General features: G+C 40.5%; 23 protein-coding genes and 1 tRNA gene. 16 read left to right on the top strand and 8 right to left on the bottom strand.

Features of this window, described 5'->3' with window-relative positions; genetic code table 11:
- Nucleotides 1-82: 82 nt before the first annotated feature.
- From R3D71_09845 to R3D71_09830, 4 genes are all read right to left on the bottom strand, one after another.
- Nucleotides 83-832 (bottom strand): hypothetical protein, encoded by a 750-nt coding sequence (locus R3D71_09845; protein MEZ5691949.1) that lies wholly within the window; start codon nucleotides 830-832, stop codon nucleotides 83-85.
- A 1-nt stretch (nucleotide 833) separates the two neighbouring features.
- Nucleotides 834-2036 (bottom strand): integrase arm-type DNA-binding domain-containing protein, encoded by a 1203-nt coding sequence (locus R3D71_09840; protein MEZ5691948.1) that lies wholly within the window; start codon nucleotides 2034-2036, stop codon nucleotides 834-836.
- A 175-nt stretch (nucleotides 2037-2211) separates the two neighbouring features.
- A tRNA-Ala gene (locus R3D71_09835) sits at nucleotides 2212-2287 on the bottom strand.
- Nucleotides 2288-2394: 107 nt separating this feature from the next.
- A complete protein-coding gene (locus tag R3D71_09830) occupies nucleotides 2395-2718 on the bottom strand; it encodes a hypothetical protein (GenBank protein ID MEZ5691947.1) in 324 nt (107 codons plus the stop codon).
- A gap of 84 nt (nucleotides 2719-2802) precedes the next feature.
- On the opposite strand from R3D71_09830, the gene tkt reads away from it, so the two are divergent.
- The 7 genes from tkt to R3D71_09795 all read left to right on the top strand — a co-directional run bounded on the left by tkt (nucleotide 2803) and on the right by R3D71_09795 (nucleotide 8292).
- Nucleotides 2803-4815 carry a transketolase gene (gene tkt, locus R3D71_09825; GenBank protein ID MEZ5691946.1) on the top strand — a complete coding sequence of 671 codons (2013 nt, stop codon included), beginning with the start codon at nucleotides 2803-2805 and terminating at the stop codon, nucleotides 4813-4815.
- Nucleotides 4816-4830: 15 nt separating this feature from the next.
- On the top strand, nucleotides 4831-5097 hold the full coding sequence (locus tag R3D71_09820; protein ID MEZ5691945.1) for a hypothetical protein: 267 nt from the start codon (nucleotides 4831-4833) through the stop codon (nucleotides 5095-5097).
- A 17-nt stretch (nucleotides 5098-5114) separates the two neighbouring features.
- Nucleotides 5115-5408 (top strand): nucleotidyltransferase family protein, encoded by a 294-nt coding sequence (locus R3D71_09815; GenBank protein ID MEZ5691944.1) that lies wholly within the window; start codon nucleotides 5115-5117, stop codon nucleotides 5406-5408.
- On the top strand, nucleotides 5405-5650 hold the full coding sequence (locus tag R3D71_09810) for a HepT-like ribonuclease domain-containing protein (GenBank protein MEZ5691943.1): 246 nt from the start codon (nucleotides 5405-5407) through the stop codon (nucleotides 5648-5650). The genes R3D71_09815 and R3D71_09810 overlap by 4 nt, the downstream gene beginning before the upstream one ends.
- Before the next feature lie 115 nt (nucleotides 5651-5765).
- The gene (gene gap / locus R3D71_09805) at nucleotides 5766-6770 is read left to right on the top strand and encodes a type I glyceraldehyde-3-phosphate dehydrogenase (GenBank protein ID MEZ5691942.1); all 1005 of its coding nucleotides are present in this window, start codon (nucleotides 5766-5768) and stop codon (nucleotides 6768-6770) included.
- Between the two features lie 3 nt (nucleotides 6771-6773).
- Entirely contained in the window at nucleotides 6774-7973 is a 1200-nt protein-coding gene (locus R3D71_09800; GenBank protein ID MEZ5691941.1) for a phosphoglycerate kinase, read from the top strand.
- Nucleotides 7966-8292, top strand: coding sequence for a hypothetical protein (locus R3D71_09795; GenBank protein MEZ5691940.1), 327 nt, complete (start codon nucleotides 7966-7968; stop codon nucleotides 8290-8292). The genes R3D71_09800 and R3D71_09795 overlap by 8 nt, the downstream gene beginning before the upstream one ends.
- A 26-nt stretch (nucleotides 8293-8318) precedes the next feature.
- Here R3D71_09795 and R3D71_09790 read toward each other — a convergent pair whose 3' ends face one another.
- The 3 genes from R3D71_09790 to R3D71_09780 all read right to left on the bottom strand — a co-directional run bounded on the left by R3D71_09790 (nucleotide 8319) and on the right by R3D71_09780 (nucleotide 13239).
- On the bottom strand, nucleotides 8319-9350 hold the full coding sequence (locus R3D71_09790) for a GGDEF domain-containing protein (protein MEZ5691939.1): 1032 nt from the start codon (nucleotides 9348-9350) through the stop codon (nucleotides 8319-8321).
- A gap of 193 nt (nucleotides 9351-9543) precedes the next feature.
- Nucleotides 9544-11058: a UbiD family decarboxylase gene (locus tag R3D71_09785; GenBank protein ID MEZ5691938.1), complete on the bottom strand. Its 1515-nt coding sequence runs from the start codon at nucleotides 11056-11058 to the stop codon at nucleotides 9544-9546.
- A gap of 3 nt (nucleotides 11059-11061) precedes the next feature.
- Nucleotides 11062-13239 (bottom strand): hypothetical protein, encoded by a 2178-nt coding sequence (locus R3D71_09780; GenBank protein ID MEZ5691937.1) that lies wholly within the window; start codon nucleotides 13237-13239, stop codon nucleotides 11062-11064.
- 242 nt (nucleotides 13240-13481) lie between these two features.
- Between R3D71_09780 and R3D71_09775 the strand changes: the two genes are divergently transcribed.
- The 4 genes from R3D71_09775 to R3D71_09760 all read left to right on the top strand — a co-directional run bounded on the left by R3D71_09775 (nucleotide 13482) and on the right by R3D71_09760 (nucleotide 16941).
- The gene (locus R3D71_09775; GenBank protein MEZ5691936.1) at nucleotides 13482-14672 is read left to right on the top strand and encodes an acetyl-CoA C-acetyltransferase; all 1191 of its coding nucleotides are present in this window, start codon (nucleotides 13482-13484) and stop codon (nucleotides 14670-14672) included.
- 49 nt (nucleotides 14673-14721) lie between these two features.
- Nucleotides 14722-15450: an acetoacetyl-CoA reductase gene (gene phbB, locus R3D71_09770; protein ID MEZ5691935.1), complete on the top strand. Its 729-nt coding sequence runs from the start codon at nucleotides 14722-14724 to the stop codon at nucleotides 15448-15450.
- Nucleotides 15451-15765: 315 nt separating this feature from the next.
- The gene (locus R3D71_09765) at nucleotides 15766-16437 is read left to right on the top strand and encodes a hypothetical protein (GenBank protein ID MEZ5691934.1); all 672 of its coding nucleotides are present in this window, start codon (nucleotides 15766-15768) and stop codon (nucleotides 16435-16437) included.
- Between the two features lie 111 nt (nucleotides 16438-16548).
- Nucleotides 16549-16941 carry a hypothetical protein gene (locus tag R3D71_09760; GenBank protein MEZ5691933.1) on the top strand — a complete coding sequence of 131 codons (393 nt, stop codon included), beginning with the start codon at nucleotides 16549-16551 and terminating at the stop codon, nucleotides 16939-16941.
- Nucleotides 16942-17098: 157 nt separating this feature from the next.
- On the opposite strand, the gene cobU is transcribed toward R3D71_09760, so the two are convergent.
- Nucleotides 17099-17626 carry a bifunctional adenosylcobinamide kinase/adenosylcobinamide-phosphate guanylyltransferase gene (gene cobU / locus R3D71_09755; GenBank protein ID MEZ5691932.1) on the bottom strand — a complete coding sequence of 176 codons (528 nt, stop codon included), beginning with the start codon at nucleotides 17624-17626 and terminating at the stop codon, nucleotides 17099-17101.
- Nucleotides 17627-17844: 218 nt separating this feature from the next.
- Here cobU and R3D71_09750 point away from each other — a divergent pair, with 218 nt between their 5' ends.
- Genes R3D71_09750 through R3D71_09730 form a run of 5 tightly spaced genes read left to right on the top strand, consistent with a single transcriptional unit; the run spans nucleotide 17845 to nucleotide 23634 of the window.
- Complete coding sequence (locus tag R3D71_09750; GenBank protein MEZ5691931.1) at nucleotides 17845-18513, top strand: type IV secretion system protein; 669 nt, start codon at nucleotides 17845-17847, stop codon at nucleotides 18511-18513.
- A 39-nt stretch (nucleotides 18514-18552) separates the two neighbouring features.
- Nucleotides 18553-19422, top strand: coding sequence for a TrbG/VirB9 family P-type conjugative transfer protein (locus R3D71_09745; GenBank protein MEZ5691930.1), 870 nt, complete (start codon nucleotides 18553-18555; stop codon nucleotides 19420-19422).
- Between the two features lie 10 nt (nucleotides 19423-19432).
- Nucleotides 19433-20812, top strand: coding sequence for a TrbI/VirB10 family protein (locus R3D71_09740; GenBank protein ID MEZ5691929.1), 1380 nt, complete (start codon nucleotides 19433-19435; stop codon nucleotides 20810-20812).
- A 15-nt stretch (nucleotides 20813-20827) separates the two neighbouring features.
- Nucleotides 20828-21817 carry a P-type DNA transfer ATPase VirB11 gene (gene virB11, locus R3D71_09735; protein MEZ5691928.1) on the top strand — a complete coding sequence of 330 codons (990 nt, stop codon included), beginning with the start codon at nucleotides 20828-20830 and terminating at the stop codon, nucleotides 21815-21817.
- A 5-nt stretch (nucleotides 21818-21822) separates the two neighbouring features.
- Complete coding sequence (locus tag R3D71_09730) at nucleotides 21823-23634, top strand: type IV secretory system conjugative DNA transfer family protein (protein MEZ5691927.1); 1812 nt, start codon at nucleotides 21823-21825, stop codon at nucleotides 23632-23634.
- Nucleotides 23635-23655 lie beyond the last annotated feature (21 nt).

The following is a 23655-nucleotide window of genomic DNA, read 5'->3' as shown; positions in this document are numbered from 1 at the left end:
ATGAAAGCACTCAACTATTGGTGATTTCACGATAATTTTATTGAGGTTCGGGGTATGCTTCGGTACTCGTTCGGTTAGAAAATTATTTTGCCGAATGTTCCCTTTTTGAGATGATATTTTTCACATCTTTTGTGAGTTTTTTAATGTTGTCTTCATCGTATTCTTCTATGTCAAATATGGCTTGTATTAATTCTGCAATTTCAGCATTCATAGGTTTGCCAAATTCGGTACGAAAGAAAGCAGATATTCTGCGTATAAAATAAATCGCATCGGCTTTTTTAGAGTGTTTTTTACGGCTCTCTGCTATAAGTGAATTTTCTTTTTTAGAACTATGTTCTACATATTCGTTAAAGTCGCAAAAATGCTGATATGACATTGTAAGGAAATTATCCAGAAGTGGCATAATCTCTTCGTAATAATCACCTAATAAACCACAGTCATATTCTTCATTGTGTTTATGTATCGCGTATATAAATTCTTTGCATTTTTTATATACATCAACATAACTTTCCTTTTCTTTAGCAAATTTATCAACTGTTATGGATTCAAATTCGCGCTCGTGGTTAATGCGAAAAAGTGCAGTAACAAACTTAATGGTTTTATCAGGTGATTTTTTTAGAAGTTTACTCCATGTTGTGCTTGCGGAACTATTGGTGAATGCTTCTGAAATTTGTCTTATATTTGCGCGTTCTTTTTCCCAGTATACAGGAAATAAATTTTGGTAGTGATTTGCATATTCAACGCGTTGTTTAATATATTTTTCAACAGCTTTCCTTACTTCTTTAGGAAGCCAATCAGGATAATCAATTATTGGTTTTTTGATTTTTGCCACACTAGCACCTCAACCCCTTACTTTCCAAATAATCTGCCCATTCTTGCATCATTTTGATGCGTTCATCTTTGAATTTTGTTCTATCGTATGCTTGTCTTACTTTTCCACCTTTAGCATGGGCAAGTTGCAAGTCTGGCACTTCAAATCTATAGCCTAGTTCTTCCATTATGGTGCTCATCGCCAAAGAGCGAAAGCCATGACCAGTCATTTTTCCTTGGTAGCCCAATCGTTTTAACGCACCAAGAATAGTATTATTACTCATGGCGTTGCGTGGTCTAACACTGCTTGGAAAAACATGTTCCCAATAACCACCAGTTTCTTTTTGCTTTTGTAAAATAATAATAGATTGCTTGGATAGTGGAACAAAATGCTCACGCTTCATTTTCATGCGCTCGGCTGGTATAATCCACTCTTTGGCTTCCAAATCTATTTCGTCCCATGTGGCGTTGATTAATTCATTGGTTCTAACGAAGGTAAGCATCATTAACTTGAGAGCATTGATGGTATTTTCATACAGTCGCGCTTTGTTGCCCTCAATTTTTTCTATAAATTCTGGCAACTCTTTACTTTCTATAGAAGCATAGTGCGAAACTTTGCTTTGTTTGAGCGCACCTTTAATATCAGAGGACGGATCACGAACTGCGCTACCTTCAGAAATAGCAAATTTGAATATCTCGCCACATTTTTGTAATTGGCGTTTGGCTATTTCGTTCGCACCACGGCTTTCAATTTTACGAATTACTTGCAAAAGCATTGGTGGTTCAATATCCTTAATTGGATAATCCCCTAAAAACGGAAATATATCTTTTTCTAGGCGTGACATAATGCCTTCGGCATAGCGCGGTTTTATAGTATCTCTTTTGGTTTCAATCCACCTATGGGCGACTTTTTCAAAGGTATTTTCGCTGCTCCTAGTGTTGAGCAATTTGGTGCGCTTTTTTTCTAAGGATGGGTCTTTGCCCTCTGCCACCAATTTGCGAGCTTCTATTTTCTTATCTCGCGCCTCTTTTAGTGATATTTCGGGATAAATACCAATGGATAGCACCTTGCGCTTGCCATTTAGGCGATAATCAAAACGCCAGCGTTTCGCACCATCGGGGTATATCCATAAATAAAGCCCATCACCATCAGCTAATTTGCGTGGTGAGGTCGCAGGTGGGTCAAGAGGTTTGGCATTCTTACACTTGGTGTCGTTCAGTTTCATTTGGTGGTACATTTCTATGTGAATTTTTTCATGTACCACCAAAAATACCACCATTTTTTAAGGTTGTACATAAACAACTATGAATGGAAATAAACACAGATAACCAATAAGCCTAGTAAAACCAGTGGTTTGGCAAACAAAAACAAACATCAGCAAATGTAGAAGAAGGGGAAAATGGTGGAGGCGACAGGAATCGAACCTGCGACATCTTGAATGCAAATCAAGTGCTCTACCAACTGAGCTACGCCCCCGTATATAATCTATCCGTTATTTCTAATATCCATTATTTCTAGGATGACGGATAAAATAAATCAGGACAGAGAAATTAGCTGTACCACCGTTATAGTCAAGTATTATTTTATGATTTTTCCAGTATATCGTTAAGCTTTTCTATGGAGTTGTCCAATTTGCCATAGATAGTAGCGGCTACTCCTTGTAATTCCTCATATTGTTGTTGAAGATTAAGAATTGTGGTTTGCATTCTTTCCTGCTCTTCAAGCAGGGCGGTATTCTCACGCTGATAGCTTAGCAAATGTTGGTGCTGTTGGGCTTCTCTTTCCCTGCTGATATGAGCGTCCTGTATGACGTTATGAGCGTTTCTTATGTTGTTTTCTAGCTTCTCAAGAGATGAGATTAACCTATTGGTCGCTTGATATAGTGGATTATTTGATGAGTAAGTCATGTTTTTTGTTGAGAAAATTGTCATCCTGTGCTTGATACAAGTCTATCATAACAGCACTTAATAAAATTTGAAGTGGAAAAATCAGTGACAATAAAACTTTCTGAAAAAAATAATATATCCGAAAATGTTAGCGTGTCTGAAATGGCAGGAGCTATTCGCGCTCTTGCTATGGATGCGGTGGAAAAAGCGCAGTCGGGACATCCTGGTATGCCGATGGGTATGGCGGACGTGGCTACCGCTTTGTTTGCCGAGCATCTTAAATTTGATCCGGCTAATACGAACTGGCCGGATAGGGATCGGTTTGTACTCTCGGCTGGTCACGGCTCAATGCTTATTTACTCGCTGTTATACCTTACTGGTTATCCTGATATAACGTTAGATGAGATAAAAAATTTTCGTAAGCTAGGTGCGAAAACAGCTGGACATCCCGAGTATGGTCACGCTGCTGGTATTGAGACAACAACAGGACCTCTCGGGCAGGGTATAGCGAACGCTGTTGGTATGGCGCTTGCCGAGCGGATGATGAATGCCCGTTTTGGTGATGATTTGGTGGATCATTATACATACGCTATCGCTGGTGATGGTTGTTTGATGGAGGGTATCAGTCAGGAAGCGATAAGTTTTGCCGGACATATGAAGCTAAGCAAGCTTATCGTTCTGTGGGATGATAATAAAATTACCATTGATGGCAGCACTGATATAACCACATCTGAGGATATGAAGGGAAGGTTTGAGGCTGCTGGCTGGGATTTCGTGGCGGTAGATGGTCACAACGCGGCGGCGGTAAGCGCGGCGATCGCAGGCGCTAAGAAAAGTACTAAGCCTTCGCTTATCGCTTGTTCTACCGTGATTGGTTTTGGCGCGCCTAATAAAGCCGGTAAATCATCAAGTCATGGAGCGCCGTTAGGTGCTGATGAGATAGTAGGCGCGAGGAAAAATATTGGTTGGGAATATGGCGAGTTTGAGATTCCCGACGCTATACTTGAAAGTTGGCGTAGTGTAGGTGGTCGTGGCGCTAATGATTTTGCTAAATGGACGCAGCGTTTTGAAAAATCTGATAAATCTGCTGAATTTGAAAGATTACTTGCCAGAGAATTACCTGATGGGTGGGTAGATGAATTCGTAGAATTTAAGAAGAAGCTAGCGGAAAACCAGCCGAAAGAGGCTACTCGTAAATCGTCAGAGAATATATTGCAAGTGCTTACTGATTCTATACCGGAGATGATCGGTGGCTCGGCGGATCTTACTGGTTCAAACAACACAAAAACCAAAATTATGCAACCGGTGACCGCCGATAATTTCGCTGGAAGATATATATATTATGGTGTGCGTGAACATGCTATGGGCGCGGTAATGAATGGTCTTGCTCTGCATGGGGAGTTTATTCCATATGGCGGGACTTTTTTAGTGTTCACTGATTATTGTCGTCCGGCGATTCGTCTTTCCGCGCTTATGGGGCAGCGTGTGGTTTATGTGATGACCCATGATTCTATTGGACTTGGAGAAGATGGTCCAACCCATCAGCCGGTTGAGCATCTGGCAAGCCTTCGGGCGATACCGAATCTTTATGTATTACGTCCGGCGGACGCTACGGAAACCGCTGAATGTTGGGCATTATCGCTAGTGCTTAACGCTCCGTCACTGCTTTCGCTATCACGGCAAAATTTACCTGCTGTGCGTACGGAATATACGACTGAAAATCTCTGCGCTAGAGGTGGCTATGTTATTTCACCAGCCACCGGTCACAAGTCACAAGTTACTATATTAGCTACTGGCTCTGAGGTGGAAATCGCTCTTGCCGCGCAAAAGCAGTTGGCAGAAAAAAATGTGGCGGTAAAAGTCGTCTCTATGCCGTGTTGGGAATTATTTGATGAGCAGCCTGTCTCCTACCGTGAGGAAGTTCTTGGTAAAGACACTCTTAAAGTAGCGATAGAAGCGGCTAGTGGCTTCGGTTGGGAGCGCTATATCGGGACTGATGGCATATTTATCGGCATGAACGGGTTTGGCGCTTCGGCTCCTGCTGTTGATTTATATAAACATTTTGGTATAACGGCGGATGATGTGGTTAAGACTGTTTTGGAAAAGATTAATAAGTAGACTAGAGGTGTGTGAATGGAAAGACTTTCAGAATTTTTTGCATCTGATACGGGGTCTATATTAGCTATATCGTTGGTTATTGTTGGTTTGTTTGATATTTTTATAATTCATTTTATACTACGAAGAAAAGCTAAAAATATGGAAAATGAACAGCTTAATTCGCCATCTCAAGTTGGGGATGATGTTAGTGAGCAAGTGAAGGGTTTACATAAGGTTGCTAATTTGTTAACTGTCTCGGCGGTTTTGTTCCTTGCGTTTGGAATATTTGGTTTAACTAGATGAATTAAGAGTTTATAGCTATGAATCTTAATGAGTTGAGAGCTTATAAATCAGAGATTAGGGAGCTTGCTATAAAATATAGGATTGACCCTGAGTCTATACGTATTTTTGGTTCAGTCGCCAGAAATGAGGAAAAAGAGGGTTCAGACGTAGATTTTTTGGTGAATACTTTACCTGGTTGTGGATTACTGAAAATTGGTGGATTTTATGTCGGGTTAGAGGATTTGCTTAAGTGTAAGGTTGACATTGTAAATGAAAATAATATTAGTCCTTATCTTAAAGACTCAATATTATCATCTGCGACTCCGTTATGAGTGATAATAAATCGGATATTGCTAGGCTTTTGCACGTGCGCGATGCTATAGAGCAGATTTTTCTTTACAATGAGGAAGATAAAAATAGGGGAAATCGTACTCGTGACGCTATCATAAGGCAGTTGGAAATAATAGGTGAAGCTTGCAACCATGTTTCTGATGAAATAAAGTTGGTGAGTCTTCAGATTGCTTGGCGAGAGATAATAGCTATGCGTAATCATCTAGCGCATGGTTATTTTTAGGTTGAGATAAATGATGTATGGGATACGGTTGATAATGATTTGCAGCCTTTACTTGAACAAATTTTAGAGCTAATTGAACAGATCAATAGTAAATGAAAATGGAAAAGAAGAAAAAATGACTATAAAAATTGGAATAAATGGATTAGGGCGCATTGGGCGTTGTGTGTTAAGGGCGATATATGAGGAAAAGGTCGCTGATATTGAGTTGGTAGCGGTTAATGGTCCGGCGGCGGCGGAGACGCATATTCATTTACTTAAATATGACTCAGTGCATGGTCGTTTTCCATATAGTGTAGAAAAAGATGGCGATAATCTACGTATAGACGGTAAGGAAGTGAAACTGTTCCACCATAAAGACCCGACCCTTATCCCTTGGGGAGAGCTTGGAGTTGATTATGTTTTGGAGTGTACCGGAAAATTCAATGATAAGCTGGAAGCACAGAAGCATTTACAAGCTGGCGCGAAGAGGGTTGTTATATCAGCTCCAGCTAAAAATGTTGATTGTACTATAGTTTATGGGGTGAATGACAATCTTCTTAAAAAAGAGCATGAGGTTATATCAGTTGGCTCATGTACCACTAATGGTCTCGCGCCGTTGGTTAAGGTGTTAAATGAAGGTGTGGGCATTGAAAATGGTTTTATGACCACTATTCACTCATATACTGGAGATCAGAATTTGGTGGACTCCAGTCATAAAGATTTACGCAGGGCGAGGGCTGCCGCTGTTTCTATGATACCGTCAACCACAGGCGCGGCGAAAACCATAGGGTTGATACTGCCGGAAATGCAAGGCAAGCTGGATGGGGTTGCTATTCGTGTTCCAACTCCTAACGTGTCGTTAGTTGATTTTACTTTTAACGCCAGTCGTGATACCAGCAAGGAAGAGATTAACAAGCTTATAGCGGAAGCGGCAGAGGGCAGTCTTGCCGGTGTGCTTGGTGCTTCTAGTGAGCCGCTGGTTTCTGTTGATTATACGCATACTACGCAAAGCAGCATCTCGGATCTTACTGGGACATTCGTAACTGGAGGTCGTTTGGTGCGGGTTGCTAGTTGGTATGATAACGAATGGGGGTTTTCTAACCGGATGTTAGATGTAACTAGATTATGGGCGGGTATGTAGCTGATGAAGGGATTACGCAGACTGGAGGATGTTTCCCTGAAAGAAAAAACCGTGCTGGTACGGGTTGATATTAATGTGCCGATGCAGGGTGGTAAAGTAACTGATAATACCCGTATTGTTAGGCTTAAACCAACTATAGATTATTTGTTGAAGCAGAAATGTAAGATAGTTTTGCTTTCGCATTTTGACCGTCCGAAAGGTAAGTTTGTGCCGTCAATGTCGCTAGCGCCGTTAGTTGACGCTTTATCGGAGGCATTTTTCGGTAAAGACGTGAAATTTGGGGTTGATTGTGTAGGAAGTGCCGCTAAGGAAGCGGTAAGTAATCTTAGTAATGGTGATATATTATTGTTAGAAAATCTGCGTTTTCATCCGCAGGAGGAAAGTGGTGATGACGAGTTCGCTAGGGAGTTAGCGTCACTTGGTGATGTGTTCGTAAATGAGGCTTTTTCCTGCTCGCACAGGGCACATGCCTCTATGGTTGGGATTCCTAAGTTTTTGCTAACTGTCGCTGGCAGGTTGATGCAGGAAGAGCTAGAGGTTCTTGATAGTGTGTTCTCAAACGCTGAAAAGCCGGTAGCGGCGATAATTGGTGGCTCTAAAGTTTCTACGAAACTGGAGTTGCTGGAAAATCTCTCACGTAAGATGGATAAGATACTTATTGGTGGAGCGATGGCCAATGTTTTTATAAACGCTTTGGGGTATGACGTTGGCAAGTCACTATGCGAAGCGGGAATGAAAAAACCAGCTCTTTCTATTTTGGATAACACTAGGAAAAATAATTGTAAAATAATCCTGCCTGTTGATTTGATGGTCGCAAAAAAATTCGCGCCTCTTGCTGTTAATAAGGTCGCTCGTATAGAGTCAATACCAAAAGAATGGACGGCGGTTGATATAGGTCCTGAGTCTGTACGTTTATTTGTTGACGAACTGGCTGAATGTAAAACTATTATATGGAATGGTCCGGTAGGGGCTTTTGAGACCAGCCCGTTTGACGTGAGCACATTTAGTATCGCAAGGAGCGTGGCTTCCTTTACAGAGAGTGGTAATTCTCGTGCTGTAGCTGGTGGTGGGGATACGGTCGCCGCGCTTACCCATTGCGGTGTTATCGGCAGTTTGAGTTATGTATCAACAGCTGGCGGCGCTTTTCTTGAGTGGCTAGAAGGTAAGGTGCTGCCCGGAGTAGCGGCTTTGGTGGATGACTAAAAATATCGTCATATATACTTTATCGCAAGCGATAGAAGAGCTTAAAAAGGCTGAAGAAAGTGGAGAGGAGATTGTTTTACAAAGCCCACCAGACGCTGTTTATTACGCTGGTAGTCTTTATTATCTAAAACTTTTTGAACAGGCTGCCGTCGCCTGTCCATACTCAAAGGCGATTTTTATACTTGATTGTGCTGATGCTGGGGCGGAGGTAATTGCCGCTATGCGTGATGGCCACAAAAATATCAGGGTAAATCCTGACTCACCCTTTAGAGATAAGCTAATATCTATAGCCGGAAAATATGGCACAAATATTTGTTAGGCAACAGGGGGTGGTAATAAGCCTTTTTAACTCTCTTTTACCACTTGGTTTCGTCCACTATCCTTGGCCACGTAAAGAGCGTCGTCTGCCCGTTTTATAAGTGTCGGCAATGTATCATTATTATGGCGGAAGAGAGATACTCCTATTGATACTGTGATACTACCAAATGTCTCTCCTGTATCTTTCCTCTTCAATCCTTTGCCAGCTATGCTGTTTCTTATCATTTCGGCGACTTTTACCGCTCCTTCTATTGGAGTTTCTGGCAAGAATACTACAAACTCTTCACCGCCGAATCTTGCTACTACGTCACGTCCTTTTAATGTATCGGTAAGAGTACGGGCGACTATTTTAAGTACCTCATCACCGAGCAGGTGTCCAAACTTGTCATTGAACTTTTTGAAATGATCAACATCCAGCATAAGTAAGCATAAATCGCTATTATTTTCTTTGGCGACGATCATTTGCTCATCTATTAATCTTTCAAATGATTTGCGATTATAAACACCGGTTAGGAAATCACGTTGCGCCTCTATTGTCACTTGTTGAAGGTCTTTGCGTAGATTATTTATTTCCCTAGTTGATTCCTTCAATTTGTTTGAAATTTTCTCACCACTTTTGCGTAAATTAGCTGTCGCGTCTATTATCTCTTTGAAAATGTTTTTTACATCTTCATTATCACCAAATTTATGTACTATATCCTCAAGATATTTGTCGGTATCATCGTTATAGTTCTGAGTCTCACCACTGAAGTCATTTACTATCTTTAGTGCCTCTACTAATATTTTTTGGGTATTTATGGTAGCGTCATCAAGCACTTTTTGATTGCGGTTTGATATAACATATTTGTGATAAAGATACTCGTTATTGTCTTTGGTAAATCCTAAATCGTTACTTATTATCGTGCTTATTTCATTTCTGAGCGCCTCATTATCATCAATAGCGTATTGAAACCAGACGAAATAATTTTCTGGTGTTGGTGGAATATTGTACTTATCCATTAACGCTAAAGCTCTTTTAGAGAACTCTGGAGCCTTTTTTTCTTTGTTTGCCGGTAACATTTATTGCTCTGAAAAAAATTAAGATTATTTTATATAATAGCTGGCTATTGTTAAGAAATTATTGCGATACGTAATATTTCAATTTAACTTTTTATAAAAAAGTTAAATGGTCGCTCGAACGCCACTGAGGCTTACGCCGCATGAGCGGTGGGTTGTGGTCGCGACCTTGTTATTATAGTATAAGAAGATTAACTTATTTCGTAATAGTTAATATTTCCTGCCATATTTCGTCAGATTTTTCTATAATATATTGTTTCATATATATTTTCTTGCCCCACTCGCGGGTGGTTTCTCCTTCCCATTTGTTAGTAGCGTCTAGTCCAGCCTTGCTGCCAAGACCAGATACTGGCGAGGCGAAGTCCAGATAGTCTATAGGAGTGTTCTCTACTAGCGTTATATCCCGAGCCGGATCCATACGAGTAGATATAGCCCAGATTACGTCCTGCCAGTTACGGCAGTCAATGTCATCATCAACCACTATTACCCATTTAGTATACATGAATTGACGGAGGAATGACCATACTCCCATCATTATCCTCTTAGCATGTCCGGCGTAGGCTTTTTTGATGGATACAACCGCCACCCGATAAGAACAGCCCTCAGGAGGCAACCAGAAGTCAATTATTTCTGGAAATTGCTGCTGGAGTAGGGGGATGAATATCTCATTTAACGCTTCTCCAAGTATGGATGGCTCATCTGGTGGCCTGCCGGTATAGGTGCTAAGATAGATTGGGTCTTTACGCATAGTAATCGCGCTTATGGTAAAGACAGGGAATTTTTCTACAGAATTGTAATATCCCGTATGGTCGCCATATGGTCCTTCATCAGCGTATTCATCAAGTGACACGTGACCTTCTAGAACTATTTCCGCTTGTGCTGGTACTTTTATAGGAATCGTTTTACAATCCACTAGTTCTAGTTTTTTGCCACGTAATAGACCTGAGAATTGGTATTCCGACAGATTGTCTGGTACTGGAGTTACCGCCGCTAGTATGGTCGCTGGATCCGCGCCAATCACTACAGCGCACGGCATTGGATCGGTCTTTTCTTTCACCCATCCAGCGTGGTGCAGTGCGCCGCCTCTATGTTTTAACCAGCGCATTATGGTTTTATTTTTACCTAAAACCTGCATACGGTATATGCCGAGATTATAATTATCATCGCTTACGGATTTTTGGTCGTCTGAATCAAGTTTGTTGTCATGAGGTCTGGTAACCACCAACGGCCAAGTTATAAGAGGAGCTGGTTCGTCTGGCCAACAGCTCTGGATAGGAAATGTTGATAGATCCACATCATCGCCGGTAAGGACTATTTCCTGACAGGGAGCTTTACTTACATTTTTTGGTTTCATTGACATGGCGGTTTTTAATATAGGCAACATTTCCCATGCTTCTTTCCAGCCATTTGGTGGTTCTGGCTGTTTTAGGAATGCTAGAGTTTTGCCAAGTTCACGCAGTTCTTCTGGTTTTTTATCAATTCCTCTGGCAATTCTATCAATGCCAGCGAATAGATTGATGAGCACTGGGATGGAGCTTTTCTCTCCCGCATGAACTACATTCTCAAACAGAACAGCAGGACCATTATTATCTATTAGTCGTCTGCCAATCTCCGTCATTTCCAGATATGTGGAAACTGGACTTTTTACCCGAATAAGCATCTTATACTTTTCAAGATCATCTATGAAGTCACGTAGCGATAGGTAAGGCATTATTTAGGCCGCTTTTAGGGTTTTTATCTGTTTTGCTTGTAATGTCAGTAGTTTTTCCGTATTTATTTCGCCAGCGGGAATATCCAGACTATAATTAGGATTGAAACTATCTAGCTGATTATTTTGCTCTCTAATGTTATTATATTTATTATTGCTAGCTTTCCATTCTTCGGCTTTATCACTTTTGAGAAGAGCGAAAACAGTTTTATCATAGGCGAGCATTTTCTTAAGTTCATCTGCGGATTTATCTATATTTTCCTGACTAGCTACGGGATGCTTGCCAGTGAGTAATTTTAAGGTCTCAAGTTCAACAGATTTTACGAATGTATGAGTGCTAACAAATGTTTCGGTGGCGTTATTATTTATTTTGAAAGCACCTTTTGATATAGGTAATATAATGCCGTTATCAGTGGTGGCGTATAAGGCTTCTTCCAAAGCTTTTGAAATAGTTTCGTAATCGGAATTATCTATGCCGTCACGTTTCATAAGCTCACCTAGAAATTTTATCCCGTAAGATAAGCCTTCAATAAACGCCATAGGGTTAAACTGAAGAATTCCTTGCTCTTTCCACATTGTGAGTAAGTCAGGAGCGGTGCCTCCCGTACCAAGCTCAACTGCCTTACGGCCATCACCAAGAGTTCCAATAGAGTAAGAAGTTCCTTTTCCAGCCAGTTCTATATCGGTTAGGAAATCCCCCATAATGTTGGAGGCGACCAGCATGGTATTTTTTATGCCGCCGGTAAAGAATTTCGCGCCTGCTTTACCAGAACTTAGAATCTCGTAATTTACGTTTGGATAATTTTTGGCGTTTTGCCTCACACTATCTATCGCTATAGCGTAATAATCATTATCATCAAAACCGAATATGACATTCTGGTTGTTGTTTCGCGCGTTAGTAAAAATATTTTTTACCGCCCGCTCAATCCGTCCCTTATCAAGAACAGTGATCAGGGCTATTTCATCGCTGCCGAACTCTTTATCAAATATTACAATGCCATTACCATCAGTAACTTTTATCTTGCCACCGATAAATTGGAATGGTTTGTAATGATCCTTAGTTGATGATAGGCGGATTATGGATGAGTTTTCTGGGCTATTAAAGCCATCGCTTGCCTTTACTTCTTGCCAGAACTCACGAACAGATGACGCATATGATTGGTTGAGTGAGATCATAGTGGTAGGGGATGTTGGCGCGTTATTCGCCAGTATAGCGTGAGCGTTATCAATCAAAAAACCAGTTGCCATGATATTCGCGCCGCTTTCATCTTTTACAATATTTTTAGACTTGTCTTTTTCCAAAGCATAATCGGCTATTTTTTTAGAAAGACCTACGGAATGCAGCTTTTGTGAGAGGATTTTATTTAGCGATACGTCGTATACAGATATGACAGTGGCTTTTGCTCCATGAATTATCTGGTCAGAGCTTTTTAGTGTCTCAATGTTTGAGTCTATAAATTCTGATATTGCTCTCTTGCTATTGGTAAATAGGCGGATAGAACTGCCATCAGTAAGTTTCTCGGTGACAGTTTTTACGCTGCCATCATGGGCTTTATGTTCTATAATAATCTCCCCACCGCTTATTTTTTTTCCTTCTATGGTATTTTCACTGGTTTGTGGCATTGCCATAACCTCAAAAGGAGTGTTTTTATTCCAGCTTGCCGGTTTATAGGTGGAACGTTTTGCTAGCTCATCGGATACGCCTCTTTCTAGTGTAACTTCCAGCACATCACGCCAGCGAGCGTTAGGGCTGCCTATTTTATTAAGCAGGTTCTTTACGCTTGCCGCGAATTTTGCCATATTTTCCTCATTCTCATTTGGCTTTAGCTCATCTCTTAATTTATCGGTCGCGTCTTGTAGTTTTGTCTGAGAATTTTTATCGTTAAGTTTGAATTTTAACAGACTAAGTTTTTCCAACTTACTTATCGTATCCAGCATTTGTTTATCAGATGGAGTGATGCCGGGTCCTTTAAGATAAACTGATTTACTATTATCCTTTACCTGCTTTATGGCGGTGTCTACCGCCTCGCCATTAGTCAGGACTCTTGACGCTAAATCCATAGGAGCTTCTTGCTGGTTTATTCCCAATTTTTTAATGAGTGGTATTATAGCGTTCCAAGCGGCGAGCGCGCCTTCTTCAGGAGGAGTTACTATAAGGGAATATTTGTTGTTTTTAGAAGTCATTTTCAGTCCTTATCTTGCTATTGCGTAACATATACAATTTGGGGTTTATTGGTTGTAGGTAAGTTAAAATAACAATTATTTAATAGCAAGAGTAATATGTTTATATTGCGATGCAGCAATTGAATTAATAATAGAACTTTCGTTTTATTACAAAAAAGCTGGACATTTTAGTTTCACTTACCTACATAGGTGACAATAATTTATTGAATATGTATTTTAGATTGAATTTAAGGAGATGAGTTATGTCTGCAAATAATGCGAATGATGTTGTTATCGTAGGAGCGGTTCGTACTGCGGTTGGTACTTTTAACGGTGTATTGAGTTCCGTACCCGCTCATAAACTTGGTGAGATTGTTATTAAAGAAATATTGAAGCGTACTGGAGTAGACGGCGCTGATATATCGGAGGTTATACTTGGGCAAATACTTACCGCTCATACTGGTCCAAATCCGGCACGTCAAGCGGCGCTTAATTCTGGTTTGCCGAAAGAAGTTCCGGCGTGGGGGATGAATCAGCTTTGTGGTTCTGGGCTTAGAGCTGTATGTCTTGGCTATCAAGCGATTAAAAATGGTGACAGTTCTATTGTTATCGCTGGTGGTCAGGAGAGTATGAGTCAGTCGCCACATGCTATACCGTTGCGTGGTGGTGTTAAAATGGGTAGCGCTACTATGGTTGATACTATGTTGTATGATGCTTTGGTTGACCCTTTCCACAATGTTCATATGGGTGTTACCGCTGAGAATATCGCTAAAAAATTTGGCATAACTCGTGAAGAGCAGGACGCTTTCGCGCTAGCATCTCAGCAAAAAACCGGCGAGGCGATGAAAAATGGTAAGTTTAAGGATGAGATTGTGCCTGTTGTTATAAGTAGCCGTAAGGGAGATACGGTTGTTGATACTGATGAGCATCCAAAGCCGAATACAACAGCGGAGACTCTAGCTAAATTACGTCCTGCTTTTGATAAAGAGGGTACTGTTACCGCTGGTAACGCTTCTGGTATTAATGATGGTGCGGCAGTTGTGATGTTGATGACCAGAGGAGAGGCTGATAAGCGAGGTCTTGAGGTTATGGCTACCATTAAATCTTGGGCGCACGCTGGTGTGTCTCCTGATATTATGGGCACAGGTCCGATTCCTGCCAGCAAAAAAGCCTTACAGAAAGCTGGATGGACAGTTGATGATCTTGATCTGATAGAAGCCAATGAGGCATTCGCGGCGCAAGCTATTTCCGTGAACCGTGAAATGGGTTGGGATTTAGAAAAGCTCAATGTTAATGGAGGAGCAATAGCTCTTGGTCATCCGGTAGGAGCGTCTGGCGCGCGGGTTCTTACAGGTCTACTTTATGAAATGAAACGTCGTGATGCTAAAAAGGCTATCGCCACTCTGTGCATAGGCGGTGGTATGGGTGTTGCCATGTGCGTGGAGAGAGAATAGTGCTTTGTAGAGCTTGATTGTTTATAAATATTACTGTGTGGAGAAGAAAATGACTGATAGAATAGCTGTAGTAACTGGTGGAACTAGGGGGATTGGAGCGGCGATTTCCGTAGCCCTTAAAAACTCTGGATATAAGGTGGCGGCGAATTACGCGTCGCGTGATGATGTGGCACAGGCTTTTAGTAAAGAACATGGCATAGAAGTGTTTAAGTGGGACATATCATCTTATGAGGCGTGTGAGGCGGGAATAAAAGAGGTCGCACAAAAATTGGGCGGAGATGTTGCCGTGCTGGTAAATAACGCTGGTATTACTCGTGATGGCGCGATGCATAAAATGAGTGCGCAACAATGGACAGAAGTTATAGATACTAACCTTAATTCTTGTTTTAATATGTCACGTGCTGTTCTTGATTCAATGCGTAATAATAAATTTGGTCGCATTGTAAATATAAGTTCAATGAATGGTCAGTTGGGGCAATTTGGGCAGACAAATTATTCAGCGGCGAAAGCTGGCATATTTGGATTTACTAAGGCACTGGCTAGAGAGACCGCTAGTCGTGGTATTACCGTAAATGCTATAGCACCAGGTTATATAGCAACCGAAATGGTGAAATCCATTAAAGATGACATAATGCAGAAAATAGTAGCGGGAATTCCAGTGGGAAGACTTGGTGAACCAGAAGAGATAGCGCGTGCTGTTATATTCCTTGCCGCTGATGACGCTTCTTTCATTACCGGTGAGACGATTTCGGTTAATGGCGGTCAGTATATGGAATAAATACGGATTCTTACGAGAAATTTTCCGTAATTAAGACAAGTGCCGAGTACATTTAGCTAAGCTGTGCAAGTAGGGTATTGCCAGTGTCTGAAGGTCGCTCGCAAGCGATCCAGCACAGACCTCACCTGTCTGGCAAAAGAACTACAGGTCAGCGCCAAGACGCTTACACGGGCGATTAGGGGGTAAATAAGTCATAATACGGAAATATATTTTGTGGCATGTTGATATAACCCATTATATGTTAATGGAAACAGCTTTGTTAATTTTTTTGTGAAAACAAGGCTTAATTTTCAACCACAAGTAGAAAGTTAGAGAATGAAGAAAACTACCATTGCCATATCGTTGGTGTTAATTATTGTGGGTTACTGGTTTTATTTTCCAAGCTTTACCCTTCATTATCGTATGACTGTAGAAGTTGAAACTCCTGAAGGTCTGAAAACAGGTTCAGCGGTCAGAGAGCTGTCTAATTCTACTTCGCCAAAGCTCCTAGATTTTCATATGGGTAATCCAGCAGATGTCAAAGGAGAAGCAGTTATAGTTAACTTGGGGAAAAGAGGTTTGTTATTTGTTTTAATATCTGATGAATCAGACTATGAGCTTTACCAGACATTTCCAATAGAAGGTCCTACGACCGCTCAAGGTATTAGATATTATAGAAGCTTGGATATTGGCTTAAGAAAGATACTGAAAGAAGGGGAATACTTCCCACAATTTGTTACTTTCAATGATATAAATGACCCTAAGTCTATACAGCCAGTAGACCATAATGATTTAGCGGCAACATTTGGAGAAGGCGTAAAATTTAAGAGTATTGCTATAGAAACTACCAATGAGCCAGTAACGTGGAAAATTGAAAAATATTTAACTTGGCTACCTAAATATAAGGAATATAAATATTATTTAGGTGGTGATGACATTACACCGTACGATGACCCCTCAAAAACATTCGTTGCGCTACCAAATCTCAAAACTGGAAACATTAAATGAATAAGATATTATTTAACGCTATCCTTGCTAGAAACAGCTAAACTTCAATTGTTAGCACATAAGTCAAAGCTATCTTGGGGGTGATTAACCAAAAGAACCATTTGTCATAAAATGGAAAATAAGGAGAAAAATATGCCATTCGTAAGAGAGAAAACACCTGAAGAATTCAAACAAAAACATCCTGAAATTCGCCAATATAGCCACGATTGGCTGATTGATAGGGAGAGAGAGTTGATTTTTATCTACACAGGTGGGAACCCAAGAGGCAATCAAAAATCATTTACACTTTTTGTAAAAGGCGAGCCAATAAATATTTGGTCTGAGTGGGTGGAGCACGGAGTAGGAAAAGATAGAATCTTTGAGTGGAGTAACACCACCTTCCATACAGAAGAGAGCATTGATGATAAACAGATCAAAGCATTTGTTGAAAGAGCATTTCAAGCTTATGGTTCGTCTGGCTATGGCCTAAAAAATATCAAAGAAGTAACAGTCACATTTAAATAATTCACAAAAATGACGAACAAGGATTTCCATCATGACCACTACATCCATTCTTGATATTACCAACTTAACCACAGCACTTGAATTTTTAGATTTTTCTAACGGTAATAGTGCCGTGTTAAGCCAAACTGAATTGCGTCAGTAGTGCACCAAAATTTGTCTAGTGTTTAGTCTCGGTGTCTTTTATAACCATTGGGATTCCGGCGACCATAAGTATCACGGAGTTTGATATTTCAGCTATTTGTTGGTGTAATATACCAGCATAATCACGGAATTGTCTGGCTATTTGATTGTCGGGGGTTATCCCTATACCAACCTCATTAGACACTATTATTACATCAGATTGTGTTTTTTTAAGTGATTCAATTAGGTTGTTTGTATATCTTGTAACATTTTTATTGTTATATAACAGATTGTTAATCCATAGAGTAAGGCAGTCTATAAGTAATAAGTTGTCACTGTTAGATAGATTTTCTACCTGTTTTGGCAATTCTATAGGAGATTCTGTGGTTATCCATTCAGAACCACGTCTTTTTTGATGTAGTAAAATTCTATTTTTTATTTCTTCATCAATAGGTTCTGCGGTAGCTATATAAATTTTTTTCTTGCCCCTGCTGATTGCTATTTGTTCAGCATGCCAGCTTTTGCCTGAGCGCGCTCCGCCTATAATAAAGGTAATTTTTGGCATATATTATTCATATATTATTTTTTAATTAACTTTTAGATACTAAATTTAATACGATAGTTTGGGTTCTGGATTTTTCTTTAATAATCTATTTGACTAACAGTATTATTATTAATATTTTATTAATTGACTCTTATTAGAGTTTGTCGCTTAGTATTTGGTGTATTTGTGAAGTTTTTATTTTATTTAATAAGTTTTAACTTAAGAGTTGCGTGATTAATATGAAAAAAGACGCGGATATTAGAGAATCTCGCAATTGGTACAAAGATAGATATCAGTCGGTACTTTTGCAGCGTCGGTTGCTGATTGTCATCACGATTCTTTCCATGGTAAGTACGCTTGTGGTTATGACGATAGTCGCTCAGTTGACACCTCTTAAGGGGGTGGAGCCATTCCTTATCCAAGTTGAACCAAAGAGTGGTATAACTCAAGTTGTGGATCCTTTTACGGTAAAAGAGGTAACAGGACTGGAAGCGGTTAACAATTATTTCATAGTAAAATACATAAGAGCTAGAGAAAGCTATAATGTTCGGGATATTTCTGATAATTACACGACCGTTAGAGTAATGTCTGAACGTAATAATGTTTATAGTAAATTTAGAAGAGAGGCAAATCCCAATAATCCTAACAGCGTGGCTGCTAGAATGGGGGGTACTGGCTCACGGTCAGTTAAATTCAAGTCAATCACCTATATCAAGCCAAACAGGGCGCAAGTTCGCTTATTAGTTGAAGAGACCGCAGCTAATGGCCTTACGCTGCAATCTCATAAGATAGTTACGATATTGTTTGAGTATAGAAAGCTTGCGCTTACGTCCGAAGAACGCTATATTAACCCTTTAGGATTTCATGTTTTGGATTATCGCGTGGATGATGATGCGTTACCAAGATGATTAATTATAACAAGATAAAATAGAATAGAATGTAAAATTATGAAAAGAGAATTTGGGGTTTTTTTTATATCATTGTTAATTACATCGGGGTTGTCTTCAAGTTTGTTGGCTGATGGTAGAGAGGATCTATCTGATCCTTTTGTGTCTTCTGATAGTGGTTCAAAATCTAATAAAAAAAGCAATAAAGAGCCTTCTTACGGTAGTAATCGTATAAGGAGCTTTGTTTATGACTCCTCAAAAGTGTATACTATACGCACCAAATATGGGTACCAGACAAACATAACGTTTGGTAAGAAAGAAGATATAAAAGCGATTTCAGTTGGCGATCGTAGCTTATGGCAGATAGTTCCAACAGGTAATCGTCTATTTGTAAGACCGATGACTGATTCTATATCAACTAATATGACATTGATTACCTCTAAGCGTTCGTATGAATTTGATTTAAAATCAATTGAGAAGGGTGGCGTTGGTAATGTTTACGCTGTGAGTTTTATCTATCCTGATGAGAATACGGTGGGGTATAAATCTAAAGTTACACCAGTGGTTAAGGAGGTTTATCCTTTGTTTGACGATGAGTCTTCTGAGTTAATTGAGGAGGTTGAAGAGAAAGATATAAGTTCTCAAGAACAGAAAGCTGAGAAGTCCGCTTCTTTCAATTATCAGTATACTTATACCGGACCTGATGAAATAGCGCCGTTGCAAGTTTATGATGATGGTAGCAACACTTTCGTTAAATACCAAAAAATCAAGGAAGTACCCTCCATTTATGCTATAGACTCTACTGGTAATGAAAAATCAATAAACGCTATGGTCAAGGGGACTTCTTTGGTTGTTCCGGCTGTCGCGAGGGAATTACTGCTTAGAGGTAATGGCGGTGAAATAAAAATTTATAATGAATCAGTTAAATAGATGGTAATTTATGGATAATAATATTCCTCCTTCTGATGATGATAATAAAAATGATGGTCTTGATCTATCCGATGATATCGTTCAATCTGAAGACGATGGCGGGGGTGATGAAATTATAGATACAAGTGATTTATACAATACTCAGCCTAAGACAGGTGGCAAAGGCAACGTCCTTTTAGCTGTAGCTGGTGTTTTGCTAATTGGCGGGTATGTTTTGTATTCTATTTTTTCAGAGGAAAAGAAAAATAAAGATGTGGATCCTTTATCTGGTCAAAAAGGGGATGCTAAAGCGGTTGGTTATAGAGACGTGCCAGGTGGGGTTGGCGAGTTGCCTCAACCACCTACTATCGCTCTGCAGCCGCCACCTGATCCTGTAGGAGCTCCGGTTTTTGTTCCTCCTCCTATAGTATCGCCATCAGCCATAGGGAGTCCGCCATCCATAACTCCTTCCGTTCCAGTGTCTATTATCGCGGAAGCGCCTCCTCCTCCGCCGCCGCCGGTTAGTGCTTTTAAGGCTCCTCCTGTTCCTCCTGTTCCTAAAGTTTCTGAAGTTACTTTGGGCAAGGTCAGTGCTAAGGCTGTTGATAAAAACATGCAAAAACGTATTAATTCTCGTATGTTGATTAGGAATGGTGGTAATAAAGCTGCCTCTAGTTCTTCTTCGTCTTCTACCCTTTCTATAGGAGACCCTAATAGTAGTTTTTACAATAATACTATCAAGGCTACAAAAGCTGAGACCGAACTGGCTACTAGTCTTACTAATCTTAATATGACCATCGCTCAAGGTAAGATTGTTAACGCTGTTTTAGAAACAGCAATTAATACGGACTTGCCTGGAACCATAAGAGCTATAGTGAGTAGAGATACTTATGCTGAGGCCGGTCGTACTGTACTTATACCCAAAGGATCTAGATTAATTGGAACTTACAATACTGGTATTTTACGCGGGCAGAAAAGAGTTATGATTGTTTGGACGCGTTTGATACGTCCTGATGGTATAGATATACAAATTGGCTCTCCTGGTGTTGATGGTCTTGGTCGTGGTGGTGTTGAAGGTCATGTTGATAATAAGTATACGGAGATATTTAGTGCCGCGATACTTACTACTATGATAACTATTGGTGCCGCTGTCGCTGTTGAGGCGGTGTTGCCGGATGATGGTGTTACCACTACTAACACCGATGGTAGCACTTCTAGTACAAATTCATCTGCTAAGAACGCTGCCTCACAAGGGGTAGGACATCTTAGTTCTACCGCTCGGGATATAGTAACAAGGATGATTGATATTCGTCCAACGATTACTGTAGATCAAGGGACTAGAGTTAATGTTTTTGTTAATAAAGATCTAGTTTTCCCCGGTAGCTTCGCTGGTGGAGTATTTATTCAATAAGTTGAGAGTTGTCTGATGTCTGTTTCCTCACTTGCGGCACTTGATACTTATCTGGAACCACTCATACCATTTTTCTCTCGTCCTGAGGTTAGTGAGGTTTCTATAAACCGACCTGGTGAGATTTGGGTTGAGGTAGCTGGGGATATGGAGAGGTATGAAGTTCCGGAGATGGATTTGGAGCATTTGAAGTCGCTTGGACGATTGGTCGCGCAGTATGGTGAACAGCGTATAAGTGAGGAAAATCCATTGCTTTCTGCTACATTGCCTAATGGTTATCGTATTCAGGTGGTGTTTCCACCGGCGGTTGAGCCTTCGTTAATAGCGATCTCCATTCGTAAGGCCACTACTATTAACATGGATCTTGATCAATATGAGGCTTTGGGAGCCTTCCAATCTACTACCGTTCGTCATGAAGCAGATCCTATAGATAAAGAGCTTAGAGCCTTGCTTGACGCTGGTAGTGTTAAGGACTTTATAAAGAGAGCGATTTTAGCTAAAAAAAATATTATCATCAGTGGTGGTACTTCTACTGGTAAGACAACATTTCTAAATGCCGCGCTTAAGGTTATTCCTTCTACGGAAAGAATAATAACCTGTGAAGATGCTCGTGAGATAATGCTTACTCATATTCCCAATCGTGTCCATTTACTTGCTTCAAAAGGCGGACAAGGAAGGGCGGTAGTTACTATGCAGGATTTAATTGAGGCTTGTCTGCGTCTGCGTCCTGATAGGCTGATGCTTGGAGAGCTTCGTGGTAAAGAGGCGTTTTCTTTTATGCGAGCGGTAAATACTGGACATCCAGGGTCTATTTCCACTCTGCACGCCGATACACCAGCTCTTGCTATTGAGCAGCTTATACTTATGATTATGCAGGCGGATCTTGGAATTACTCGCGATCAGATTAAGAGTTATGTTGAAAACGTCGTTAATATTATAGTACAGTTAAAACGTGGGCAGCGTGGTATGCGCTATGTTTCTGAAGTGTACTTTAAGGAAGGTCTATAGACGGTATGGCTGATGACTATAAGTCAGAGAACGCGAAGCGTGAGAGTGCCAATAAAACTATATTATTTATAGTTGTAACGATTATAGTCCTTATACCTGTATCTATTGGTCTGATAGTAAGCGTATTTTTATTTTATGGAAAGGAGACGGCTGTACAGCTACTTAGTGCTCCTCATATAATGGTACAGCAATATATAGTTTTACTTGAATATTGGTGGGCGAATAACAGCAATCCTAATTTCCCCCAAGAATATGTGTTTAAGATAGTGGCTCCTCCTGGTGTTGGCGCTTTTATAAGTCTTTCATTGCTTTACGCTATGCGTGCTCCACTTTCTGATTTTCGTCCTTTCAAGATGAAAGAAAGTATACATGGTGACGCGCACTGGGCAACTGAAACAGAGATACGTACCGCCAAACTTCGGGCGAAAAGGGGAATGTTAATTGGTAAGACTGGCGCTAACAACTATCTTATTGTTGATGATTTTCAGCATGTTCTCTTATTCGCTCCTACCGGATCCGGTAAGGGTGTGGGTTTTGTTATTCCTAATTTGTTATTTTGGGATCACTCGGTTGTTTGTCATGATATAAAAATGGAAAATCATGAGCTTACCAGTGGTTACAGACGGAGAATAGGGCAAGATGTGTTTCTATGGAATCCGGCGGATCCTGATGGTATATCACACTGTTATAATCCGCTAGACTGGGTTTCGGAAAAACCTGGACAGATGGTGGATGATGTCCAGAAAATATGTAACCTGATATTGCCAGAGCAAGAATTCTGGCAGAATGAGGCTCGCTCGTTACTGCTTGGGGTTATTCTTTATTTGCTTGCTGTGCCTGAAAAGGTAAATAGTTTTGGTGAGGTGGTGCGCACTATGCGTTCGGATGATGTGGTTTATAATCTGGCTGTTGTTCTTGATACCATCGGTAAGCGCATCCATCCGGTGGCTTATATGAACATAGCAGCGTTTTTGCAGAAGGCTGATAAAGAGCGCTCTGGTGTGGTCTCAACTCTTAACTCTGGTCTTGAATTATGGGCGAATCCACTTATTGACGCGACAACCGCTCGTTCTGATTTTGATATGCAGCTTCTTAAAAAGCGGAAAATGACAGTTTATTGCGGTGTTACTCCTGATAACTTGAAACGTCTTGAGCCACTGCTTAAAGTGTTTTATCAGCAGGCGACCGACTTTATGACCCGCAATATGCCACGTAAAGATGAGCCTTACGGTGTTATGTTCATGATGGATGAGTTTCCATCACTTGGTGAGATGCCGCAATTTCAAGTTGGTATCGCCTATTTTCGTGGATATAGGGTAAAATTGTTCCTTATCGTACAAGATACGCAGCAGCTAAAAGGTATATATGAGGAAGCGGGGATGAACTCATTCCTCTCCAACTGTTATTATCGGATTACCTTTGCTGCTAACAACGTGGAAACCGCTAATCTTATATCGCAGCTTATTGGTAATAAAACAGTGCAGCAAGTCTCGCATAATAAGCCAAAATTCGTTGATATGAATCCAGCGGCACGTACTACCAATACCTCAGAAGTACAGCGCGCGCTATTACTTCCACAAGAAGTTATTACCTTGCCACGTGATGAGCAGATAATTCTTATTGAGTCTTTCGCGCCGATACGCACTAAGAAAATTACTTATTATAAGGATAAGTTTTTTACTCGTAGGCTATTCCAGCAAGAGCCGATTCCACAGCAAGAGCCGTATGATCCGCGCAAGCATAGAAAAGGTGAGGAGCCGGATAAGCCGGAAGAAACGCCGCCAACCCCTGAAAGTGAAAGCAGCGCTGATAGTTGAGGCAACAGGCTATAGGCAATA

This window comes from Rickettsiales bacterium (assembly GCA_041396965.1).
Classification (GTDB): Bacteria; Pseudomonadota; Alphaproteobacteria; order Rickettsiales; family SXRF01; genus SXRF01.
Note: the sequence above shows the minus strand (reverse complement) of the source record. Positions and strands in the feature narration are given on the sequence as shown.

Excerpts from the sequence above, each read along its gene's own strand:
- R3D71_09790 (MEZ5691939.1), bottom strand. The coding sequence starts at position 9,350 with ATGTTACCGGCAAACAAAGAAAAAAAGGCTCCAGAGTTCTCTAAAAGA.
- R3D71_09765 (MEZ5691934.1), top strand. The coding sequence starts at position 15,766 with ATGAAGAAAACTACCATTGCCATATCGTTGGTGTTAATTATTGTGGGT.
- R3D71_09795 (MEZ5691940.1), top strand. The coding sequence starts at position 7,966 with ATGACTAAAAATATCGTCATATATACTTTATCGCAAGCGATAGAAGAG.
- R3D71_09775 (MEZ5691936.1), top strand. The coding sequence starts at position 13,482 with ATGTCTGCAAATAATGCGAATGATGTTGTTATCGTAGGAGCGGTTCGT.
- cobU (MEZ5691932.1), bottom strand. The coding sequence starts at position 17,626 with ATGCCAAAAATTACCTTTATTATAGGCGGAGCGCGCTCAGGCAAAAGC.
- R3D71_09810 (MEZ5691943.1), top strand. The coding sequence starts at position 5,405 with ATGAGTGATAATAAATCGGATATTGCTAGGCTTTTGCACGTGCGCGAT.
- R3D71_09780 (MEZ5691937.1), bottom strand. The coding sequence starts at position 13,239 with ATGACTTCTAAAAACAACAAATATTCCCTTATAGTAACTCCTCCTGAA.
- R3D71_09750 (MEZ5691931.1), top strand. The coding sequence starts at position 17,845 with ATGAAAAAAGACGCGGATATTAGAGAATCTCGCAATTGGTACAAAGAT.
- gap (MEZ5691942.1), top strand. The coding sequence starts at position 5,766 with ATGACTATAAAAATTGGAATAAATGGATTAGGGCGCATTGGGCGTTGT.
- R3D71_09730 (MEZ5691927.1), top strand. The coding sequence starts at position 21,823 with ATGGCTGATGACTATAAGTCAGAGAACGCGAAGCGTGAGAGTGCCAAT.
- phbB (MEZ5691935.1), top strand. The coding sequence starts at position 14,722 with ATGACTGATAGAATAGCTGTAGTAACTGGTGGAACTAGGGGGATTGGA.
- R3D71_09815 (MEZ5691944.1), top strand. The coding sequence starts at position 5,115 with ATGAATCTTAATGAGTTGAGAGCTTATAAATCAGAGATTAGGGAGCTT.
- R3D71_09785 (MEZ5691938.1), bottom strand. The coding sequence starts at position 11,058 with ATGCCTTACCTATCGCTACGTGACTTCATAGATGATCTTGAAAAGTAT.
- R3D71_09830 (MEZ5691947.1), bottom strand. The coding sequence starts at position 2,718 with ATGACTTACTCATCAAATAATCCACTATATCAAGCGACCAATAGGTTA.
- R3D71_09740 (MEZ5691929.1), top strand. The coding sequence starts at position 19,433 with ATGGATAATAATATTCCTCCTTCTGATGATGATAATAAAAATGATGGT.
- R3D71_09760 (MEZ5691933.1), top strand. The coding sequence starts at position 16,549 with ATGGAAAATAAGGAGAAAAATATGCCATTCGTAAGAGAGAAAACACCT.
- R3D71_09840 (MEZ5691948.1), bottom strand. The coding sequence starts at position 2,036 with ATGAAACTGAACGACACCAAGTGTAAGAATGCCAAACCTCTTGACCCA.
- R3D71_09745 (MEZ5691930.1), top strand. The coding sequence starts at position 18,553 with ATGAAAAGAGAATTTGGGGTTTTTTTTATATCATTGTTAATTACATCG.
- virB11 (MEZ5691928.1), top strand. The coding sequence starts at position 20,828 with ATGTCTGTTTCCTCACTTGCGGCACTTGATACTTATCTGGAACCACTC.
- R3D71_09800 (MEZ5691941.1), top strand. The coding sequence starts at position 6,774 with ATGAAGGGATTACGCAGACTGGAGGATGTTTCCCTGAAAGAAAAAACC.
- R3D71_09820 (MEZ5691945.1), top strand. The coding sequence starts at position 4,831 with ATGGAAAGACTTTCAGAATTTTTTGCATCTGATACGGGGTCTATATTA.